Source organism: Bacillus cereus (genome assembly GCF_002577405.1).
Classification (GTDB): domain Bacteria; phylum Bacillota; class Bacilli; order Bacillales; family Bacillaceae_G; genus Bacillus_A; species Bacillus_A cereus_AU.
On sequence record NZ_NULR01000007.1, the window covers coordinates 1 to 21,452 of the forward strand.

The window sequence follows — 21,452 nt, forward strand, 5'->3', positions numbered from 1 at the left end:
AACCAGAAGTAAAAGAGCAATCGGAAGTTTCAAACAAACAAGAGGCTCAAGGTAAAGTAGAAGTACAAAGTAAACAAAATGTACAAGGTAAAGTAGAAGTACAAAACAAACAAGATGTAAAAAATAAATCTGAAGTACCATCTAGTAAAGAAAGTAATAAGCAATCAAAGTTACTTCCTCAAACAGGTGGAGCAGCAACTGAATCTACTTCTATCCTTGCAGGTATGTTCGCATTAATTTTGGGAGCGATGACGTTTAGACGCCGAAAAAATTAATGAATGTAAGAGTATTAAGTTCTTGTAGTTTTAGTTCGGAAACAAGATGTATATAAAAAAGCGGAGACTAGGGGTCTCCGCTTTTTTTTATTTGTGTAATCAGCTAAGCTGGATAATACTTATGAATGAACGATTTTAATAACATGCTTTTCGTTTTAATTCATATTTTTTACAAGCACATGCTTTATTTTCTGGCGTAATCGGGCGATTAGCGCAATGATAATAATACCGAAGATAAATTTCCAAATGTGTTGTTCAAGTACTAGGAATATATTTTCTAAGTTTTCCCCTAACCAGTAACCACCGATTAAGAAGAATGATACCCAAAATAGGGCGCCTGAATAAATGGTCATCGCAAAGCGGCGAAACGGTAAGTTGATAATTCCTGCAAAGTATCCTGTGAAGTGGCGAACACCTGGGATGAAAAAGGCGATAAAGATTAGAAAATATCCGTATTTATCAAACCACATTTTCGTTAAATTAATTTTCCGTTCTGTTAAAAATACATATTTCCCATATTTCTGAATGAAAGGCATGCCAAGTTTATTTCCTAAAAAGTATTGGAATGTCATACCTACGCTTGTCCCAATAAAGGATAAAATAATTAAAATTGGTAAACTCAAATCACCTTGATGTGATAAGAATCCTGCATAGGCTAATGTTGGCTCTCCTGGAAACGGAAGAGCAATGTATTCTAAAAGCAATCCAACAAGTACTACATAATACCCATATTGCTGAAATAATTCGTGAATCCATTCCATGTTGTGCGCTCCTTTTTAAATTGAAGTTGTTACATATCTTCCTCTTTTTCGCACTGATCGAACTGAAATAATAGTAGTAGAAGAGTTTGGCTGGAGGATTTAGGCTAGATAGCATACTTAATATAGCTCTTTGCTAATTAGCAAAGAGCATCGAAGTGTAAATGTTACTATTAGTTAAAGTCATAGCGGTATAAAAATACGTTGAAATCTTCTTCTTTTGGTCCAAAATTAACTGCTTTTTCTTGTATACGTTTGAAGTTTTGTTTGTCATAAAATCTATAGTTGCATGCATTATCTGTATATAAGTATAAAGATGTTACTTCTTCTTTTGTCATGTATTGGAATAACTGATTTAATAAATGTTTCCCAACTCCAAGACCTCTAGATTCTTCGGATACGATGAATAATTGTATACAACCTTGAAACTGCTCTTCTTTTCCTTGAATGATTTCTTTATATGTTTTTTGAACTTTTATAAACGTTTTTAAAAACTCTCTATTCTCTTTATTCGTCATGAATAGTTTCAGCGTGTTAAAGGCAAAGCTAAACGTATTATGGAATCTCTTTAAACGGTTTTTATCTTTTTCGGAATCGCCTAAAATGACACCGATAATTTTATTATCTTTTTCAGCTACCATACTAAAGGAACTTTCTAAAATGCAACTGTGTAGGTAGACATTTAATATGGAGTTTAAAAAATTTTTATCTGTAATGAATTGATTAAATCTAAATGCCTCGCCAATTAAATGTTTTATAGGCTCATAGTCTTCCTTAACAAGACTTCTATATTTTACTGTGTTCATAATTGTATACTCCCTTTATTAATATAAATAACTTATTATAATATAAATAGTAAGGTCTCCTCTAAGGGGAGAGTCAATAGTGGTAGGGAAAAAATAAAAAGGAAGAGATTCAGGTGAAAACATTATTTTCTATTGGAGAAGTTGCAAAAATAAAGGATATAACGATAAAGGCGTTAAGGTACTATCATAAGATGGGGATTCTTATCCCAAAACATATTGATGAATCAACAGGATATAGATATTATTCCATAGATCAATTCATTCACATTGATATTATAAAAAGTTGTAGAGAGTTGAACACCAGTATAGTGGAACTTCAAGAGATTTTTAAGGAATGTAATACGGACAAGTTGCTGCAATTTTTACAATTAAAGAGAGCGGAAGCGGAAGAACATATAAAGAAAATGAAAGAGGTAATTGAAACGATTGATGGGTTACATGCGAAAGTAGGGAGTTCACAGGAAATATTAAAGAATGATGAAATATCTATTAAGTTCTTTGAAAAGCGTTATGTAATTGTAGCGCCTTGTAAAGAAGTCGGGAGTTTACAGGAGTTACTGTATTATTCCAATCTAGAGAAAATCGTTCAAGATTATGAAGAGAAAATGTCAATGGAAATGGGAATTCTCTACAATGTCAATGAAAAGTGGGATGTAGAACCAAAGTATGTTTTTAATAAGGTGCAAGATCATGTACATATGGAAGAGATGCAAAATATAAAAGTATTACCAGGCGGGAAATATATAACATTAGCGTATAGTAAAGAAAATGAAGAAGAACGTAGAAATACCATGATTAAATATACAAAAGAAAATGATATAGAAGTGGAGAGTTTTATTGAAGTGGAGTTAATTAATGATTTTTTTAATACGGAGACGTATAGTTGTCAAATTCAAATTTTTATAGGGGATAGTGAGAATAAGAAGTTTTGATTTCGGAATTTTATGGAATGGACTGTCCAGAAAACCTAACTTTGAAATGGAGTTATGTTCTTGTGGGGAAAATTGTAATAGTACATGAAATTATATCGAACACAACTCTACATATATCGACTCAACTGCAAAATACGACAAAAAAAACCTACCTATTAATAAAAAGAGGGCCGTACCCAAAAAACTTTTGGGACGGCCTCATTAGTAGTAAGGAACGTATTATTTACGTGAAAAACCTTCTTCGTCAAGGTATTCAGCAGCTTCTGGATAAGAGTTGAATGTACCGTCTAAGTTTACGTCAGCGTAAACGTTCCACATGTCATCCTCTTGAATAAGAGTTAGGATATGGCCGTCTTCGTTACGCCATTCCTCTTCGGCAGCAGGCGTCAATGGTGTTACAATTTCCTCTTGCTCCTGTGATAGACGTTCAATTGTTTTTTCAATTAATGAACGTAGTTCTTCTGCTGAAAATTCACGGATGTTAACCATACCTTTATCATCCGTTTTGTAACCTTTAATACCGCTTGCATATACAAATCCGTTTCCGTTTGGATGTAAATGATATACAACGTTCTTTTTATCTAAACGACTTTCTTCAAAGTGAAAGTTTACGCGTTTTAATGATACGTTCTTTCTTTCTAATTCCGGGAAAGATTCAATAATCGATAATTTTTCTTCAAAAGTTAGCATAGTGCCTCCAAGTATATAGTAAAAGATTTAATTTGTTCATTATAGCATAGTTGCAATTGTTTCCATAGGTAAGGGGGAAACTTTTATTTGGATGCGTTTACTTCACGAGACTGTAAAGAGTTTCTTATAAATACGCTAACGAATGAGTATTTTTAGGTGTACAATGGAACGTGGACTTTATACGAAGGTGGTTTTTTTATGATTCAAAAAATAGCAAAGGAATGTTTAGCAGGATTTACTGTTGCGATTGTTGCTTTGCCATTAGCAATTGCATTTGGTATTGCCGCAACAGGAACATCTGAGGGAGCGCTTGTAGGATTATACGGTGCGATTTTTGCGGGTTTATTCGCAGCGTTATTTGGTGGTACACCAGGGCAAGTAACAGGTCCTACTGGGCCGATTACAGTAATTGCAACAGGCGTTATTGCAACTCACGGATTAGAAGCAAGTTTTATTGCCTTTACGATGGCAGGGGTATTTCAAATTTTATTCGGTGTATGTAAGCTAGGCTCTTATGTTCGTTACATTCCGTATCCTGTTGTTTCAGGGTTTATGAATGGGATTGCACTGATTATTATTTTAGGTGAAATGAAGCACGTACAAAATAGCTTTCTACTCGTGTTATTAACGATCATTGTAATGATTGTTTCTGGAAAATGGATTAAGGCCATTCCGTCAAGTTTAGTGGCATTAGTAGGTGTCACAGTAACGTTGCCGTTCTTTTCTTCTATGCTACAAGGACTTACGGTAAACTTACCAATTGTAGGAACTCTTTCTTTAAATAAGGTAGTTGAAAAGATAGGTGCAATTCCAGAAGCGATGCCATCTCTTCACGTACCGACTTTAGACGCAAATGGCATGTTAGCACTTGTATTACCAGCACTTAGTATTGCTTTACTAGGATCAATTGACTCATTATTAACGTCTGTCGTAATGGATAATGTGACAGGGACACGTCATAAAAGTAATAAAGAGTTAATCGGACAAGGTATTGGTAATATTGCGAGCGGTTTGTTCGGCGGATTAGCAGGAGCAGGTGCAACTGTTAGATCCATCGTCAATATAAGAAGTGGCGGGAAAACGGCACTTTCAGCTTGTATGCATAGTGTCATATTATTTATTTTCATTATGGGACTCGGTTCAGTGGTACAATATATTCCGCTTGCTGTATTATCAGGCATTTTAATTTTAACTGGCATCGGGATGTTTGATTGGGAAAGCCTGAGGAAAGCGCATGTAGCTCCAAAGGGTGATGTGATTGTAATGTTCGTGACGATGTTTGTGACAGTGAAATTCGATTTAATGGTTGCTGTTGCGTTTGGTATTATTCTTTCCTTCATTATATACATGGTGAAGTGTAAAGAGCGTAAAGCTTCTATTATAGAAGAAAAAGAAGCGACGTATACAATTCAGGGACCACTTTCATTTCTATCAGTAGATCGTATTTTTGCTTCTTTACAAGATGTGAAGTCACCAATTATTTTACGTATGAAAGATGTACGCTATATGGATGTATCAGGAGCTATGGCATTATTAAACTTTGTTGAGCAGTCGGATAAAGCAGGAGCGAGTGTGACACTTGAACATGTACATCCGCATGTTGAAAAGACGATAGTGATGATGGCGAATGATGAGCAAAAAGAAAAATTACAATTTTTGAAAACTAAAGCAATGTAATAATAAGAACTTTCACACTCTACAAAGCATTTCGTGTGAAAGTTCTTATTATTTTTACTGTGTTTATTATGTATGAAATCTGTATATCTAGATGTTGCACGTTTGTTGACAATTGATTTTCTACACAGTATAGTAACATCTTAGATTAGCAATGTGCTATTATAAGAAGGTATATGAATTTTGAGATTCCTTTATATTCAGAAGGAAGAGCTTTAAGCTGGAGGGAATATTTGATGTACAAACAGTTACCACATGGAGTGAAGGTCGGGATTACACGATCAATTGTTGTTTCTTTTGAGAGATATATGAAAGAAATTGAATGGAATGAAGAAAAATTTGATATGCAGCAATTTGTTGAACAGTGGAAACAATATTTATACACAAAATCAACTTGGATTAATAAAGTAGACGACGAGTTGAAAGGGCATCCAGATTTCCATCAAGCATTAGCGATGAAAGTAAATGAAAAAATTAATGAACTTATTAGTGAGCAGCCGAGCGAAGAACAATTTGAGCTGTTAAAAAAGAGCAACGTAAAGCATGTAGATGAAATGTGTAAACTAGAAGCGGAGTATCATATTGAACGTTTATTAGTAACTAAGTAGATTTCACATAAAAAAAGAGCCTATCATAAAAGGTGTGATGACCATCTTTTATGATAGGCTTTTTTGTATATTAGTCTTGAGGTACAAATGCTTTCCAGCTAGATAAATCCATATTTTGTTTCAAGATGGATGAAGCAGGGAAAACAAATGACCACGGTTTTGTAGTATTCGCTTTAATTTCAAGATTCGGTAACGTGAAAGCACCTTTAACAACGACTTCTCCAGAAGCATCTTCAATGTGAAGAGGAAGTTGTTCTAGTTGAATGTTATCTTTACAGCCGTTACGAATTAGAAGTGTTGTATGTAAATCACCGTTCTCTTTCAGTGCGGCTTGTAAACCTAGGAAGTTAATTTCACCTTCATTTGGAGGTGTTAAATTGTCTACAAAATTACGTAAAGCTTCTTTGCTTGCTTCAGGTAACTGAGTTTCCCAAGATGGATCTAAATCTAGTTGATGCTTACTTTCAAGTTCGAAAGCTAATTCCCAATCTGATTGAGATAGTTCAGCTTCCATTATTGTTTCTTGCTCAAATGTAAATACGAACGGCATATTCACATTTTCAGGAATATCGCCAAGAGCAGACAGGTTAAATGTTTTACGTGCGCAAAGCTTTTTATCTTTGTTTAATAGAAGTAATGTAACTTCTTCGAAAGAAATCGGTTTTGGGACACTGCTGCGAATAAATGCAGCTACATCGTATGCGCCATCACGTTTTTCAATTTCAATTCCTGATAAGGAAATTTGATATTCTTGTAAACGTGGTAATTCTTTATGTAAGAATTGATAAATGTACTTTTGTTCTTGTGCTACGTCACCCCAGCTAGGATGGAAGTAAAGAACTGGCTTTACCGTTTTATTTTGAGAAGTAGTTTCTTCTTGTCCAAATAATTGATTACTAGAAACAGTAGTATCTTTTCCTTTTTTCTTTGCCTTTTTCAGGAATGATAACATAAATTTTCACCTCATGATTGTACGTTTTCTGGAACTGCTAAATGTCTCGCGATATATCGGCACATTTCTTTTTCAAAATTACCGTAAGTGTATAAGAAAATATCCAAACTTTCTTTTTGATAAAGGCGAATTGGATCTTCTTGTTGATATTGTCTTAAGCCAATACCTTCTTTCAAGTGAGTCATTGCATCTAAGTGATTTACCCAGTTTTGATCTAGGAAGTGTAAACCAACGTAGCGCAGTGATTGTTGTAAATCCGTATGGTCATTTAATTCTTGTACACGCTCGATATAGCTAGAAATTGTATCTTTTAAAACGATTTGTAAATCCTCAGGCGAATGTACGTCGTTCGCAGATAATAGTGGCAAAGTTTCAGCCGGTAAAATTTCTTTAATAGATGCTGTTAAACTAGTGAAATCCCATTCTTCAGGAAGCATTCCTTCGAAAAGGTGCTGCTTAGCAACTGCATCCACAGAGTGTTTGATCATTGGAATAATAAGCTCTATCATATTTGTTTCTTCTTTTAGAAGGTTGTTACGTAGTGTGTATATAACATTACGCTGATCATTAATTACGTCATCTAATTTTAAATTATATTCACGCATCGAGAAATGGCCACCTTCACAAATTAATTGTGTACGGTTGACGAAATCATGAACTTTAGACGTATGAATAAGTCCTGTATTGTCATGTTTTAGTGATTTTATTAACTTTTCCACTTCTTCATGAGCAAAGCGTTTTAGCATCTCATCTTCTAAAGATAGGAAAAATTGAGAGCTTCCAGGATCACCTTGGCGACCAGCTCGGCCCTTAAGCTGATTATCAACACGGCGAGACTCATGACGTTCTGTACCGATTACGTGTAATCCACCAATTTCATGGACACCTTCTCCTAGTAATATATCAGTACCTCGTCCTGCCATATTTGTAGCAATTGTAATTTGTCCTTTTTGCCCAGCAGTTGCAATTAAGTCTGCTTCTTGCGCTACACTTTTAGCATTTAATAATTGATACTTTATGTTTGCTTCATCTAAATAACGAGCAACATTTTCGGATTGTAAGATAGACATTGTTCCAATTAAAATAGGTTGTCCTTGTTTATGGCGCTGCACAACTTCTTCACGCACAGCTTTATATTTATCATCAGCTGTTATATATACTACGTCATTTTTATCTTCACGAAGAACAGGACGGTTCGTTGGAATTGGAATAACTTCCATATTGTATACACGGTTGAATTCTTTTTCTTCCGTTTTTGCTGTACCTGTCATACCTGATAATGCTGGATACATACGGAAGAAGTTTTGAATTGTAATAGAAGCTTGTGTTTGGTTTTCTTCTGTAATTTCTAAACCTTCTTTTGCTTCTAGTGCTTGATGCAAGCCGTCACTTAAAGAGCGACCATCCATAACACGTCCTGTGAAAATATCTACAAGTAGTATTTTTTCATCATGCACAATATAGTCAACGTCAAGCTGGAAAGCAACATTGGCACGTAATGATTGAATCATATAATGGTATAGAGTTTGATGCTCTAAATCATATAAGTTATCGATGTCAAATAAATCTTCTATTTTTGTAATACCGTCTTCTGTAAAACTAGCTGATTTCGATTCTGCATCGTATGTATAGTGAAGGGTATCTTGGAATGATTTAATAACTTTTGCACATAAATAATGCAAATCAGAGCTACCTGATTTCTTCCCAGCAATGATAAGTGGCGTTTTCGCCTCATCAATTAAAACGCTATCAATCTCATCGATAATAGCAAAGTGATAGGGGCGCTGAACTTGATCATTTTGTGAAGCAGCCATATTATCGCGAAGATAGTCAAAACCAAACTCTGTTCCAATACCATATGTAATATCAGCTTCGTACGCAAGTTTCTTTTCAGAAGGATCGATTTGAGGAATATTTAATCCAACTTGTAAGCCGAGAAATTCATGGACTTGGCCAATTAACTCTTTATCACGCTTTGCTAAATAATCATTTACAGTAATAACATGAACGCCTTTTCCTTCAAGAGCACGTACATATGTTGGAAGAGAGGAAACTAATGTTTTTCCTTCACCAGTTGGCATCTCCGCAATATTACCTTCTAGTAATACAAGTCCACCAATTAACTGTACATCGTAATGACGTAATCCAAGCACACGTTTTGCGGCTTCACGGACAACAGCGAATGCTTCTATTTTTATATCATCGACCGTTTTACCGTCCGTAAGCATACTTTTGAATGTGACAGTTTTGTGACGTAATTCTTCATCAGATAAACTAGACATTTGTTTTTCTAAATCATTAATTTCTTGAACAAGTTGTTCATATTTTTTTAGCCTTCTCTTTTGAGAATCTCCTAACAATTTCTTTACCGAATTCAGCATGTTGCAAACACTCCTCTTACTGACAATAGCTACATTATAGCACATGTTTATCTTTAATAAGTAGAAGTAGTAAATTGAAGAAAAAACTGGATAAAAAACTGGATAAAAAAACATATATCTTGCAAATATTATATTTAAAACATAAAAAGAAAGAGAGTATTCAATATATAAGAAATTTGGTATGATAACTAAATGAGATAAAGTGATGATTCTCAAGATGAATAAATAATACTGATTTAATATTTTATGTAGATTATATATCGAAAGAAAAGAGATAGAAGATGAATAAAAAGTTTGTAAAAGGCGCTGCGATATTAACCGTTACTACGTTTCTATCGAAAGTAGTGGGGAGTTTTTTTCAAATTCCATTGCAAAATATAGCAGGAGATGAAGTAATTGGGATTTTTCGTCTTGTTTTTCCTGTATATATGATAGCCTTAACTTTATCAGTAGCGGGAGTTCCGCTAGCAATATCCCAGTTAATAGCTGAACTTCATGAAAAGGATGATCGGGACGGAATAGCTAAATTGTTTACGTCCGCTTCTATTATCGGTGTTATATTTGGGGTGCTCGGATTTTTAATTATTATTATTGGGTCAAGTAGCATTGCAAATTTGCTTGGTGGACAAGAGACGAGGCTAGCATTAATTGTTACGTCGTTTGCTTTATTGATCGCACCATATATGGCAGTGTACCGTGGATATTTCCAAGGGTTCGGAGATATGATGCCTACTGGTGTATCACAAGTAATTGAACAGTTAATTCGCGTATTCTTTATGTTAACAATCGCTTATATATTTGTATATTGGAATAAGAGTAGTGATATCATAACTGGCGGAGCGATGATTGGTTCTTGCTTTGGCGTTATTACGTCACTCATATACTTGCGAGTAAAATATGTGAAAAGCCCGTATCGCTATAAGAGTAAAACGTATTCATTGCAAGACTTTAAGAAAAACGCGAAAAATATACTCCGTGTTTCAATTCCGATTGCAATTGGAGCGTTATCGATGCCTGTTTTAAATTTAGTTGATTCTGTAACAATTCCACATGTGCTACATGAATCTTCTACAACGATTCAGGAACAATTTGGTATATATAGCCGTGGTTTTGCATTTATGCAATTAATTGTTGTATTTGCAAGTGCGATAGTATTTCCGTTAATTCCATTATTAACAGCGGCTTTAACAAAAAAGGATATAGCTTTAGCTAAACTGACAGTAAAGCGTACAAATGAGTTTGCGCACGTTTTAACAATGCCGATAACGATATGGCTTATGGCTCTTACAGTACCGCTTAATGTTGCATTGTTTACAGATACAAAAGGAAGTGGCATGTTAGCTATTTTAATTGGTAGCTCGTATTTCACCTCACTTATGGTATTATCAATAGGAATCTTGCAAGGGATTAATCGTTCGATGCAAGCAGCATGGATTATCATCGGTGCAAGTTTTGTAAAAATTATATTAAATATAGTGCTAGTAAACCAATTCGGTATAAATGGAGCAGCGTATAGTACTCTAATTATTTATATAATGATTTGTATCGCAAATCATATTTATATTAGAAAAAATCTTTCCTATCCAATAGCTATAGGGAAATTTTTGGCTGTGATTGGAGTATCTAGTATTTTAGGTATAGCATTATACTTTGTGTCTACATTAATCAATGTGACAGATTCTAGGATTTTGGCAATGATATATAGTGCTGTAGCGCTAAGTGTAGCTTCAGTATTATATGGCATATGTGCATTGAAACTAAACTGGATATCGAAAGAACAAATTCCATTTTTACGTAAATAAAATCGTTTATTATAGAAACTGAAGAATATTATAAATGGGTATGACTTGTTAGATGTTTGTGAAAGAAATCAATTTGAAGTTATCAAACCTTTCTCGGCAAGGAATAGATGACAATTTGTTTAATTACAAAAAGAGTTGATTGCGAAATGTTGGAGGAGATTAAGAGTGCGGTTAGTTTTATCAGGATATTATGGTTTTTATAATGTTGGGGACGAAGCAATTTTGCAATCAATTATTAAAGCGCTACATGAAGAGGATCCTACTCTTGAGCTTGTTGTACTTTCAAATGACCCTGACTATACAAGGAAAATGTACGATGTAGAAGCAGTAAATCGTTGGGATATAAGAGCGATTTATCGAGAAATAAAAAGAAGTAATGGTTTAATTAGCGGAGGCGGAAGTCTCTTGCAAGATAAGACGAGTATTAAGAGTATTCTATATTATACGGGTATTATGCGACTTGCACGTTTTTTGAAAAAGCCGTATTATATTTACGCCCAAGGAATCGGACCTATTACGAAGAAGCAAAATCGTTTATTAGTGAAATGGCATGTATCAAAGGCTGAATATATATCAGTGCGTGATGAAGACTCTTTTTTGTACTTAAAAGAAATTGGTATTAAGAAAGACATCGAACTTGTCCCAGATCCAGTATTAGCTTGTCAGCCAGAAGGAAAAAAATCCAATTGGCTTCAAAAACATTCGCTGCAAGGAAAAGTTGTTGCGGTTAGTGTAAGGTACTGGAATGCAAAAGAAGATTATATGAAGAAGTTAGCAGATACGCTGAAAAAGCTTAAGCAAGAGGGCTACCATATTTTATTTGTACCAATGCATGGGCCATTTGATCAAAATGCATCAAGGGATATCATTAATTTGATGGGAGAAGAAGCACACATGCTTCCTTATAAAATGGATATTCATGAGAAAATTTCTATTTTATCAGAATGCTCTCTTTTAATAGGAATGAGACTTCATGCTCTTATATTATCGGCAGTTGCAAACACGCCTATGATTGGAATTTCATATGACCCAAAGATCGATTCGTTTTTACAACAAGTAAATCAGCCGATTATTGGGAATGTTGATGGAGACTGGACGACAGAAACATTACATAGTATGGCGATTAAACAATTAGAGCAAACAGAATATGTACAGGAAACATTAGGACAAAGGGTAGAGGAATTGCGAGAGCAAATTTCCATAGCGTCTAAATATATTATTAATGACTTACATGCGAAAGAGTCTATAAAAAGAGGAATGGAATCTTAGGATGAGAGGCCATTCCTCTTTTATTTCAATAATTGAGTGGAAAGAAGGACAGGGATCGCCTGTTCTTTTTTTTGTTATGTAGGTAAGAATTTGAAAGAGCAGCGTATTAAAGAAAAATAAAAGGCCGACAAACATACAAATTTGTAGAATAATGTCGAAAAAAATAACACGTTGAAGTTTTAGTTGTTCTTGAATAGGTCTGTATTAATCTTAAAATCTTAACGTTAGCATATATGGAATATTGATATAAAGCGTTTTGTACAAAAATACATGGATAACGAGGTGGAGTTTGTTCGAAAAAATGAATTTAAGAATAATGTCGAAAAACAGAGAAAAATAATGTCGATTAATGTCGTAATATCTTTATAGTTAAATATTGAAATTGCAAACGTTTTTCTGCTATAGTTGTAAATGGTTATATAAATATTGTACAAACGTAGTTCTGACGCATTGTTTCGTACATTTAAAATATTCTGATTTTATAATCGGATTATTTAAATTAAAAGTCGAAAAAAATGAACATTAGAATTACGGAAATTCACTTTTTTGTCGAATTTAAGGATTTAAATCCGAGTAAAAATGGTGTATTATGTTTATTATTCTATATTGTGGAATCATTTCTATATATAGGGTATTTTAATTACATTTATATTTACTAGTTTCAACATTAAATAGAATATCTATTTAAAACATTATGGAACTAGTATTACATTCCTGAAGGAGGAAATATATAAAATGGCAAAGACTAACTCTTACAAAAAATTAATCGCTGGTACAATGACAGCAGCAATGGTAGCAGGTGTTGTATCTCCAGTAGCAGCAGCAGGTAAAACATTCCCAGACGTTCCAGCTGATCACTGGGGAATTGATTCTATTAACTACTTAGCAGAAAAAGGCGCAATTACAGGTAATGACGCAGGAATGTTCGAGCCTGGAAAAGAAATCACTCGTGCAGAAGCAGCTACAATGATGGCTAAAATCTTAAACTTACCAATCGATAAAGATGCTAAACCATCTTACGCTGATTCTCAAAACCATTGGGCTACTCCAATCATCGCAGCAGTTGAAAAAGCTGGCGTTATTAAAGGTACAGGCAACGGATTTGAGCCAGACGGAAAAATCGACCGCGTTTCAATGGCATCTCTTCTTGTAGAAGCTTATGACTTAGAGTCTAAAGTAAACGGTACTCCAGCAACTAAATTCAAAGATTTAGAAACATTAAACTGGGGTAAAGAAAAAGCTAACATCCTAGTTGAATTAGGAATTTCTGCAGGTACTACAGCTACTACTTGGGAGCCTAAGAAAACTGTAACTAAAGCAGAAGCAGCTCAATTTATTGCTAAGACTGATAAAGATTTCGGACAAAAATCAGAAGCTAAAGTTGAGTCTATTAAAGCAATCAATGCTAAAGAGATCGAAGTTAAATTCGGTACTGAAGTTCAAGATGTGACTGTTGACAACTTTGCAATTTCACAAGAGGGCATGACATTTGATGCTCCAAAACTAAGTAAAGATAAAAAATCTGTAATCTTAACAGTAGCTGGAGACAAAAAACTTGAGAACAACGAAGCTTACGTTTTAACTGTTCAAAATGTTAAAACTGTTGACAGTAAAGATGTTCCAAAAAAATATGAAGTTATCTTCTTTAACGATGAAGTAGCTCCAACTGTATCTACAGTATCTACTCCAGATGGAAATGTTAAAGTTGTATTCAGTGAAAAATTAAGCGCAGCTGAAGTTACTGTTGTTATTAACGGTAAAGCAATCAAAGCTACGCCTGTAGACAATACAGTTACATTAACAAAAGCTCAAGTTCAAGACGTAGTTAAAAACGGCGAAGACTTTAACGTAATCGTAACTGGCGCTAAAGATTTCACTGGTAACACAATGGAAATGTATGAAGGTAAAGCTACTTACAAAGTAGAAAAAGACACTACAGCTCCAGAAGTTAAAGATATTAAAGTGAAAGAACTTGTAGATGGAACAGCTACATTAGAAGTGACATTCTCAGAAGAGCTTATTAAAGACGGTCAAGGTAGCGTAGTAGTTAAGAAAAATGGAAAAGCACTACCTAACACAGAAATCAAACTTGCTGATGATCAAACAAAAGCACTTGTAACAGTACCAGCTGCTCTTATAAAAGAGGAAACAGCTGCAAATCTTACAGTTGAATTCACTGGTTATAAAGATGTAGCTAACAACGTAGGTAAGCAAGTATCTAAAGAAGTAAAAGTTGCAAAAGATGTTGTAGCTCCTAACTTCGTAAAAGCTGTAGCAGATAAAGAACAAAACTTAGCAGCTACATTTACATTTGATAAAGAAGTAAATGTTGAAACTGCTAAATTTGATAAAAAAGATATTCGTATCATTAATCAAGATACAAGTGAAGATGTAACAGAAAAGGTAACTGCAGCAAAAGTTGAAGATAATAAAAAAGCTATCACTTTAACATTCCCAGCTGAAGGTAACTATAAAGTTGCTGCTTCAAAAGGATTTATTAAAGATGCAGCTGGTAATGATTCAGCAGCGTTTACTACAGAAGTGAAAGTTGCGAAGAAAGATGATGTAACACCAGTAGATAAAGTAGCTCCAAAAGTAACGAATGAAGATATTGTATTTAATAAAGAGAATAATACTGTTACAGTGAAATTTGACAAGGTAGTAAAAGGTGGTCAAGGTGCAGATTCAGCTGCTAATGTAAACAACTACACGTTAGCAGGCGCTAAATTACCAGAAGGTACACTAATCACTTTATCTGGTGATACTGCAACTATCGAATTACCAAAAACATTCACTTTCGAAAAATCAGAAACAGTGAAGTTCACAGTAGCTAACGTTGCAAACAAAGACGGCGTGAAAATGGGTACAACAAACCTATTATTAAAAGTTGAAGATACAAAAGCTCCTGTATTCCAATCAGCTAAAATTACAAGCGTAGATAACAAAGAGATTACTCTTACATTCTCTGAAGCTGTAAAAGTTGATACAAATGATTTCGTACTTGATTTAAATGGTGCACCATTAACTGTAGCAGTTAAAGAAGACAAAGTAGCTAAAGACGTAGTTCTAAAGGTTACTGACGCAGTTAACTTAGGTAATGGTACGGTAACTGTTAAAGCTAAGCAAGGTGCAGAGAATACTCCTCATGTATTCACAACTGCTGATGCAACAGGAAACAAACTTGTTGATTTCAAATCAGTAACAGCAACTCGCTAATTGAAATTTATTTCAATAGAAAGAGTCCACATTATGTGGGCTCTTTTTTTATGGTCCAATTTTTATATAAAACGATCTTTGAAAAACAGATCATATTTTGAAGATTAATAGTTATTTTTGTTGAGAAATAAATAAAAAGCGCTTTCAAAAATAGAAAAACACCCCATTAATATGTAAATTTTTTGTAAATTCACACCTTTTCTCGTTAAAAAAACATTCGAAAAAAAGAAGAAAATGTCGAATTAGGGAATTTTAAGTCAAATATAGTCTGAAAATTGCACTTATTGTAATTTTTTTTTAGGTGATGAAGTGGAAATATGTGCTATAATTCCAATTGTGTATTCGATATGAAAAATATTCGAAGAGCAGTGATAGTAGTTTATTGGAAAACAGTTTATTCATTTCTATATTCAAGTATTATTAATATCTTAATAATACAATTAAAAGACTGAATTATCAGAATGTGTCGAATCTTCTTTTGAGAAAGTTCTTGATAACGAATAGTTTTGTATAGTATGATGAACTTGTTTCAGAAAATGGTATTTAAACCTTATATTTACATCTAACGGTTTGTATCATTTTATTATGTGAACTACTTTTCATTATAGTATTTTTGTTTATGTTTTTATTGTTTTATGGCTTTTCTAACTAGCTAGTTTTCAAATTTAATATGATATGAAACTAGTAGCATATTCCTGAAGGAGGAAATTTATAAAATGGCAAAGACTAACTCTTACAAAAAAGTAATCGCAGGTACAATGACAGCAGCAATGGTAGCAGGAGTTGTATCTCCGGTAGCAGCAGCAGGAAAATCATTCCCAGACGTTCCAGCTGGTCATTGGGCAGAAGGTTCTATTAACTACTTAGTAGATAAAGGTGCAATTACAGGTAAACCAGACGGTACATATGGTCCAAATGAGTCAATCGACCGCGCTTCTGCAGCTGTAATTTTCACTAAAATTTTAAATTTACCAGTTGATGAAAATGCTCAACCTTCTTTCAAAGATGCTAAAAATATTTGGTCTTCAAAATATATTGCGGCAGTTGAAAAAGCTGGTATCGTTAAAGGTGATGGAAAAGAAAACTTCTATCCAGAAGGAAAGATTGACCGTGCTTCTTTCGCTTCTATGTTAGTAAATGCTTATAACTTAAAAGATAAAGTAGACGGCGAGTTAGTTACGACATTTGAAGATTTATTAGATCATTGGGGTGAAGAAAAAGCAAACATCCTAATTAATCTTGGAATCTCTGTAGGTACTGGTGATAAATGGGAGCCAAATAAAACTGTATCTCGTGCAGAAGCAGCTCAATTTATCGCATTAACAGATAAAAAATATGGAAAAAAAGATAATGCACAAGCATATGTAACTGATGTGAAAATTTCTGAACCAACGAAATTAACATTAACAGGTACTGGCTTAGACAAACTTTCTGCTGATGATGTAACTCTTGAAGGAGACAAAGCTGTTGCAATCGAAGCAAGTGCTGATGGTACTTCTGCAACTGTAACACTTGGTGGTAAAGTTGCTCCAAATAAAGATCTTACTGTAAAAGTAAAAGATCAATCATTCGTAACTAAATTCGTATACGAAGTTAAAAAATTAGCTGTTGAAAAACTTACATTTGATGATGATCGTGCTGGTCAAGCAGTTGCCTTCAAATTAAACGATGAAAAAGGTAACGCTGATGTTGAGTACTTAAACTTAGCAGATCATGACGTCAAATTTGTAGCAAATAACTTAGACGGTTCACCAGCAAATATCTTTGAAGGTGGCACAGCTACTTCTACTACAGGTAAACTTGCTGTTGGAATTCCACAAGGTGACTACAAAGTAGAAGTACAAGTTACAAAACGCGGTGGTTTAACAGTTTCTAACACTGGTATTATTACAGTGAAAAACCTTGATACACCAGCTTCTGCAATTAAAAATGTTGTATTTGCGGTAGATGCTGATAGCAATGGCGTTGTAAACTATGGTAGCAAGCTTTCTGGTAAAGATTTTGCTTTAAATAGCCAAAATTTAGTTGTTGGTGAAAAAGCATCTCTTAATAAATTAGTTGCTACAATTGCTGGAGAAGATAAAGTAGTTGATCCAGGATCAATTAGCATTAAATCTTCAAACCACGGTATTATCTCTGTAGTAAACAACTACATTACTGCTGAGGCTGCTGGTGAAGCTACACTTACTATTAAAGTAGGTGATGTAACGAAAGACGTTAAATTTAAAGTAACTACTGATTCTCGTAAATTAGTATCAGTAAAAGCTAACCCAGACAAATTACAAGTTGTTCAAAATAAAACATTACCTGTTACATTCGTAACAACTGACCAATATGGCGATCCATTTGGTGCTAATCCAGCTGCAATTAAAGAAGTTCTTCCAAAAACAGGTGTAGTTGCTGAAGGTGGATTAGATGTAGTAACGACTGATGCTGGTTCAATTGGTACAAAAACTGTTGGTATTACAGGTAACGAAGTAGGCGAAGGTACAGTTCACTTCCAAAACGCTAATGGCGCTACTTTAGGTTCATTATATGTGAACGTAACAGAAGGTAACGTTGCATTTAAAAACTTTGAACTTGTATCTAAAGTAGGTAAATACGGTGAATCACCTGATACAAAACTTGACCTAAATGTTTCTAACAAAGTTGAATATCAATTATCTAAGTACACTTCAGATCGCGTATACTCTGATCCTGAAAACTTAGAAGGTTATGTAGTTGAATCTAAAAACCCAGCAGTAGCTGATGCTAAAATTGTTGGAAATAAAGTTGTTGTTACAGGTAAAACTCCAGGTAAAGTTGATATCCACTTAACGAAAAATGGTGCAACTGCTGGTAAAGCGACAATCGAAATCGTTCAAGAGACAATCGCTATTAAATCTGTAAACTTCAAACCAGTTGAAACAGAAAACTTCGTTGAGAAGAAAATCAACATCGGTACTGTATTAGAACTTGAGAAGAGTAACCTTGATGATATCGTAAAAGGTATTAACTTAACGAAAGAAACACAACATAAAGTACGTGTTGTAAAATCTGGTACAGAGCAAGGTAAACTTTACTTAGATAGAGACGGCAATGCTGTATTTAGCGCTGGTGATGTAAAACTTGGCGATGTAACAGTATCTCAAACAAGTGATTCTGCACTTCCAAACTTCAAGGCAGACCTTTATGATACTTTAACTACTAAGTACACTGACAAAGGTACATTAGTATTCAAAGTGTTAAAAGATAAAAACGTTGTAACAAGCGAAATTGGTTCACAAGCTGTACACGTGAACGTGCTTAACAACCCAAATCTATAAGTCGATTATAGATAAAGTGAAAAATCAGTGGGGATGAATCCCCACTGATTTTTTAATGTAAAGAAGCCTCTTGTATATTTTACAAGAGGCTTCTTTTATTGCTTAAACTTAAACATGTCCCCACTCAAATTCGAATCACTATACACAAACAATACCATGTTAATGTTGTTGTCTTTAATGTATTGATATACATCCTTTTCGTGATAGTGACGAAGGTCGAGGATGGATGTGTGTTTGAAGTTTTGTGCTAAGTGTGGCACGATTGCGTTTGCGAATGAGTCTTTTAGGACTAAGGCGCGTACTTCATTTGGTGCATTGTTATTTTCGATGACGATTTCTGGATAGTCGTCTGTGTAATAACCTGCGTATGATGTTGTATCTTTTTGTTTTTCTACGCCGTATATGTCATCTAAGTTTTGATGAACAGTACCTTTCACATCTTTTGCGGTTACGCTTGTGAAGTTGAAACCGTCTTTCGGTGTGTAGTAGCACAATTTTTCACCATTGGCATCGATGAGTTGGTATAGTTGGTTGTTAAAGCTTCCAACTAAATGCTTATTTTGCGCACATGTACGAGTATAGTCTTCTTTTTTTATTTCTTTTCCTTTATATATAGAAGATTGTTGCGCGATTGTGTTCATTATATATTGGTAGCCTACGAAAGCACCGTCCATATTCCAATGATGATCCGTTTTGAAATACATGTCTTGTATTTCTTCGTTCGTATAGTTCTGTTTAAAGTATTCCATGAGTTTTATCGGCTTTACGTCAGCTGGTAGTTTTTTTAGAAAGTAATTTAAATTTTCCTGTGCATATGTGTGAATATGAGAAGGTAATTTAAATGATAGTGCATTCGTTTTTGACGGTGGTAAAGCAAAGTAAAACTCAACGTTTTGTTCTTTTAAAAACTGAGATAAGTCGTTTATAGCGGGCATGGTTTGGTCAATTTCATCATATTTTTTCGTCCACGCTGGATTTTTAAGGAGCCATTTATCATCAGTTAAAATAATGTCGTTAATGAGTGACTTGCCCATTTTAATTTGAGCAAGCGTATAATTTTTAATGAGCTCATCTCTTCCGATTAGTTGATCATTTGTGTATGTTTCAAAATCTTTAAAGAAGCTACCATTTAGGAGAACTTCTTTCGTAAGTGCTGGTTTTTGAGCGAGCGGCCGATTTTCAACAGGTGAAATGTCTCGGTCTGTTTTGAGTAACGATAATATGCCAAATGAAAAGATAATGGTGAGAAAACCGATAAACAGGACGAGGTTCCCCAATTTTTTCATAACAACTTTTCCTTCCTACATAAGTTAAAACCTGAAATAAATAAATGGATTATATGTTGAGTTAATTAAGTACATAATCGAAATCATAAATAATGTTAGTAATAATATAGGACGTACAATTTGCATCGTGAACATATATGTTTTGGGCGCAAGTTCTAGTATGTTTTTAATTCGTTTTAAAATTGGTGTCGCTGCGATAAAGGCAATGATAAATACGATAATGTATTCATGTACGTATAACATTGTATTGTCATCGATGAAAGATTGCCCTTGCATCCCGAACATCGCTTTTAAATATTGGAACGAGAAGGCGAAGTTATCAGCTCGGAAAAAGACCCAACCAATCATAACGATTATTAATACGTATGCATGTTGCAGCGGTTTCCATAGTTTGTTTAATATTTTTTCGAATCCAGCTTTTTCAATTGAAATAATAAAGCCGTAATATAATCCCCATACGATAAATGTCCAACTCGCCCCGTGCCATAAACCAGTTAATCCCCATACGATGAAGAGGTTACGATAATTCGCTAGTTTTGAAACGCGGTTTCCGCCGAGCGGGATATATATATAATCGCGGAACCAAGAGCCAAGTGTAATATGCCATCTTCTCCAAAATTCTGAAATAGATTTAGAGATGTATGGGTAGTTGAAGTTTTTCGGGAAATCAAATCCGAACATTTTTCCAAGCCCAATTGCCATATCAGAGTACCCTGAGAAATCGAAATAGATTTGAAGGGTGTAGGCGATAATGCCGATCCATGCCGTGCCAACACTCATTTCAGATGGTGGTAAGGCGAAAATTTTATCAGCGACAAATCCGACTTGGTTGGCGATTAATATTTTTTTTGCTAGTCCGAGAACGAAAATTTGAATGCCTTCTGTGAATCGTTCAAAAGAATGGATGCGCGTTTTAATTTGCTCAGCGACGATATTGTAACGAACAATTGGTCCGGCAATAAGCTGAGGGAAGATAGAGATATATAGCGCTAAGTTAAGTGGATTCTTTTGAACTTCTCCATCTTTACGGTAAATATCGATAACATAGGACATCGCTTGGAATGTATAAAATGAAATTCCAATTGGTAGTGGAATAGGTTCCACATGAATAGATAAATGTAATACGTTGTTTAAAATGTCTGTGAAAAATGAAATATATTTAAAATAAGAAAGTAATAAAATATTTCCGACCACAGCCATAATTAAAAATGTGACTTTCATATTTTTTCGTTTATCATAATGATGCACGAGTAGGCCGAAGCAGTAGTTTAATACGATGGAAAAGAGCATTAAAAGAACGAATCGCGGTTCTCCCCATGCATAGAAAATTAAACTAAATGCCAGTAATACGAAATTACGCAGCTCGGCACGCACTATAAAATAGAAAAATAATACGAGAGGTAAAAAGATAAATAAGAAAACTGAACTACTAAATACCAAAGGACTCTCCTCACTTTTTTCAAAATACATTTCGTGCAAAAAAACCGACATTTCTATT

The 21,452-nt window shown here is 34.3% G+C and carries 15 protein-coding genes; 8 read left to right on the forward strand and 7 right to left on the reverse strand.

Annotated elements, in window-relative coordinates; genetic code table 11:
- The coding region (locus COC96_RS10580; protein ID WP_141535999.1) for an LPXTG cell wall anchor domain-containing protein at nt 1-275 on the forward strand (275 nt) is incomplete at its 5' end.
- Nucleotides 276-430: 155 nt separating this feature from the next.
- On the opposite strand, the gene COC96_RS10585 is transcribed toward COC96_RS10580, so the two are convergent.
- Nucleotides 431-1,036, reverse strand: a complete 606-nt coding sequence (locus COC96_RS10585; protein WP_098269546.1) for a DedA family protein — start codon at nt 1,034-1,036, stop codon at nt 431-433.
- 170 nt (nt 1,037-1,206) lie between these two features.
- On the reverse strand, nt 1,207-1,839 hold the full coding sequence (locus COC96_RS10590) for a GNAT family N-acetyltransferase (RefSeq protein ID WP_098768750.1): 633 nt from the start codon (nt 1,837-1,839) through the stop codon (nt 1,207-1,209).
- A gap of 113 nt (nt 1,840-1,952) precedes the next feature.
- Between COC96_RS10590 and COC96_RS10595 the strand changes: the two genes are divergently transcribed.
- Nucleotides 1,953-2,771 (forward strand): MerR family transcriptional regulator, encoded by an 819-nt coding sequence (locus tag COC96_RS10595; protein ID WP_098768751.1) that lies wholly within the window; start codon nt 1,953-1,955, stop codon nt 2,769-2,771.
- A gap of 219 nt (nt 2,772-2,990) precedes the next feature.
- Here the strand turns inward: COC96_RS10595 and COC96_RS10600 are convergent, their stop codons facing one another.
- Entirely contained in the window at nt 2,991-3,461 is a 471-nt protein-coding gene (locus COC96_RS10600) for a hypothetical protein (RefSeq protein ID WP_098768752.1), read from the reverse strand.
- Nucleotides 3,462-3,659: 198 nt separating this feature from the next.
- On the opposite strand from COC96_RS10600, the gene COC96_RS10605 reads away from it, so the two are divergent.
- Together COC96_RS10605 and COC96_RS10610 are read left to right on the forward strand one after the other, a co-directional pair.
- Complete coding sequence (locus COC96_RS10605; RefSeq protein ID WP_098768753.1) at nt 3,660-5,138, forward strand: SulP family inorganic anion transporter; 1,479 nt, start codon at nt 3,660-3,662, stop codon at nt 5,136-5,138.
- A 233-nt stretch (nt 5,139-5,371) separates the two neighbouring features.
- Entirely contained in the window at nt 5,372-5,743 is a 372-nt protein-coding gene (locus COC96_RS10610; protein ID WP_098269549.1) for a hypothetical protein, read from the forward strand.
- A gap of 70 nt (nt 5,744-5,813) precedes the next feature.
- Here COC96_RS10610 and COC96_RS10615 read toward each other — a convergent pair whose 3' ends face one another.
- Nucleotides 5,814-6,695: an accessory Sec system S-layer assembly protein gene (locus COC96_RS10615; RefSeq protein WP_098269550.1), complete on the reverse strand. Its 882-nt coding sequence runs from the start codon at nt 6,693-6,695 to the stop codon at nt 5,814-5,816.
- Nucleotides 6,696-6,706: 11 nt separating this feature from the next.
- Complete coding sequence (gene secA2 / locus COC96_RS10620; protein WP_098269551.1) at nt 6,707-9,076, reverse strand: accessory Sec system translocase SecA2; 2,370 nt, start codon at nt 9,074-9,076, stop codon at nt 6,707-6,709.
- A 281-nt stretch (nt 9,077-9,357) separates the two neighbouring features.
- Between secA2 and COC96_RS10625 the strand changes: the two genes are divergently transcribed.
- The 4 genes from COC96_RS10625 (at nt 9,358) to ea1 (ending at nt 18,668) form a co-directional block, all read left to right on the forward strand.
- The gene (locus COC96_RS10625; RefSeq protein ID WP_098768754.1) at nt 9,358-10,878 is read left to right on the forward strand and encodes a putative polysaccharide biosynthesis protein; all 1,521 of its coding nucleotides are present in this window, start codon (nt 9,358-9,360) and stop codon (nt 10,876-10,878) included.
- 165 nt (nt 10,879-11,043) lie between these two features.
- Complete coding sequence (gene csaB / locus COC96_RS10630) at nt 11,044-12,147, forward strand: polysaccharide pyruvyl transferase CsaB (protein WP_098768755.1); 1,104 nt, start codon at nt 11,044-11,046, stop codon at nt 12,145-12,147.
- Between the two features lie 735 nt (nt 12,148-12,882).
- A complete protein-coding gene (locus COC96_RS10635) occupies nt 12,883-15,363 on the forward strand; it encodes an S-layer homology domain-containing protein (RefSeq protein ID WP_098768756.1) in 2,481 nt (826 codons plus the stop codon).
- 716 nt (nt 15,364-16,079) lie between these two features.
- Nucleotides 16,080-18,668 (forward strand): S-layer protein EA1, encoded by a 2,589-nt coding sequence (ea1, locus tag COC96_RS10640; RefSeq protein ID WP_098269555.1) that lies wholly within the window; start codon nt 16,080-16,082, stop codon nt 18,666-18,668.
- A 95-nt stretch (nt 18,669-18,763) separates the two neighbouring features.
- Here the strand turns inward: ea1 and patB1 are convergent, their stop codons facing one another.
- Nucleotides 18,764-19,954 (reverse strand): secondary cell wall polysaccharide O-acetyltransferase PatB1, encoded by a 1,191-nt coding sequence (patB1, locus tag COC96_RS10645; RefSeq protein ID WP_098768757.1) that lies wholly within the window; start codon nt 19,952-19,954, stop codon nt 18,764-18,766.
- 24 nt (nt 19,955-19,978) lie between these two features.
- Nucleotides 19,979-21,394 (reverse strand): MBOAT family O-acyltransferase, encoded by a 1,416-nt coding sequence (locus COC96_RS10650; protein ID WP_098269557.1) that lies wholly within the window; start codon nt 21,392-21,394, stop codon nt 19,979-19,981.
- Between the last annotated feature and the right edge of the window lie 58 nt (nt 21,395-21,452).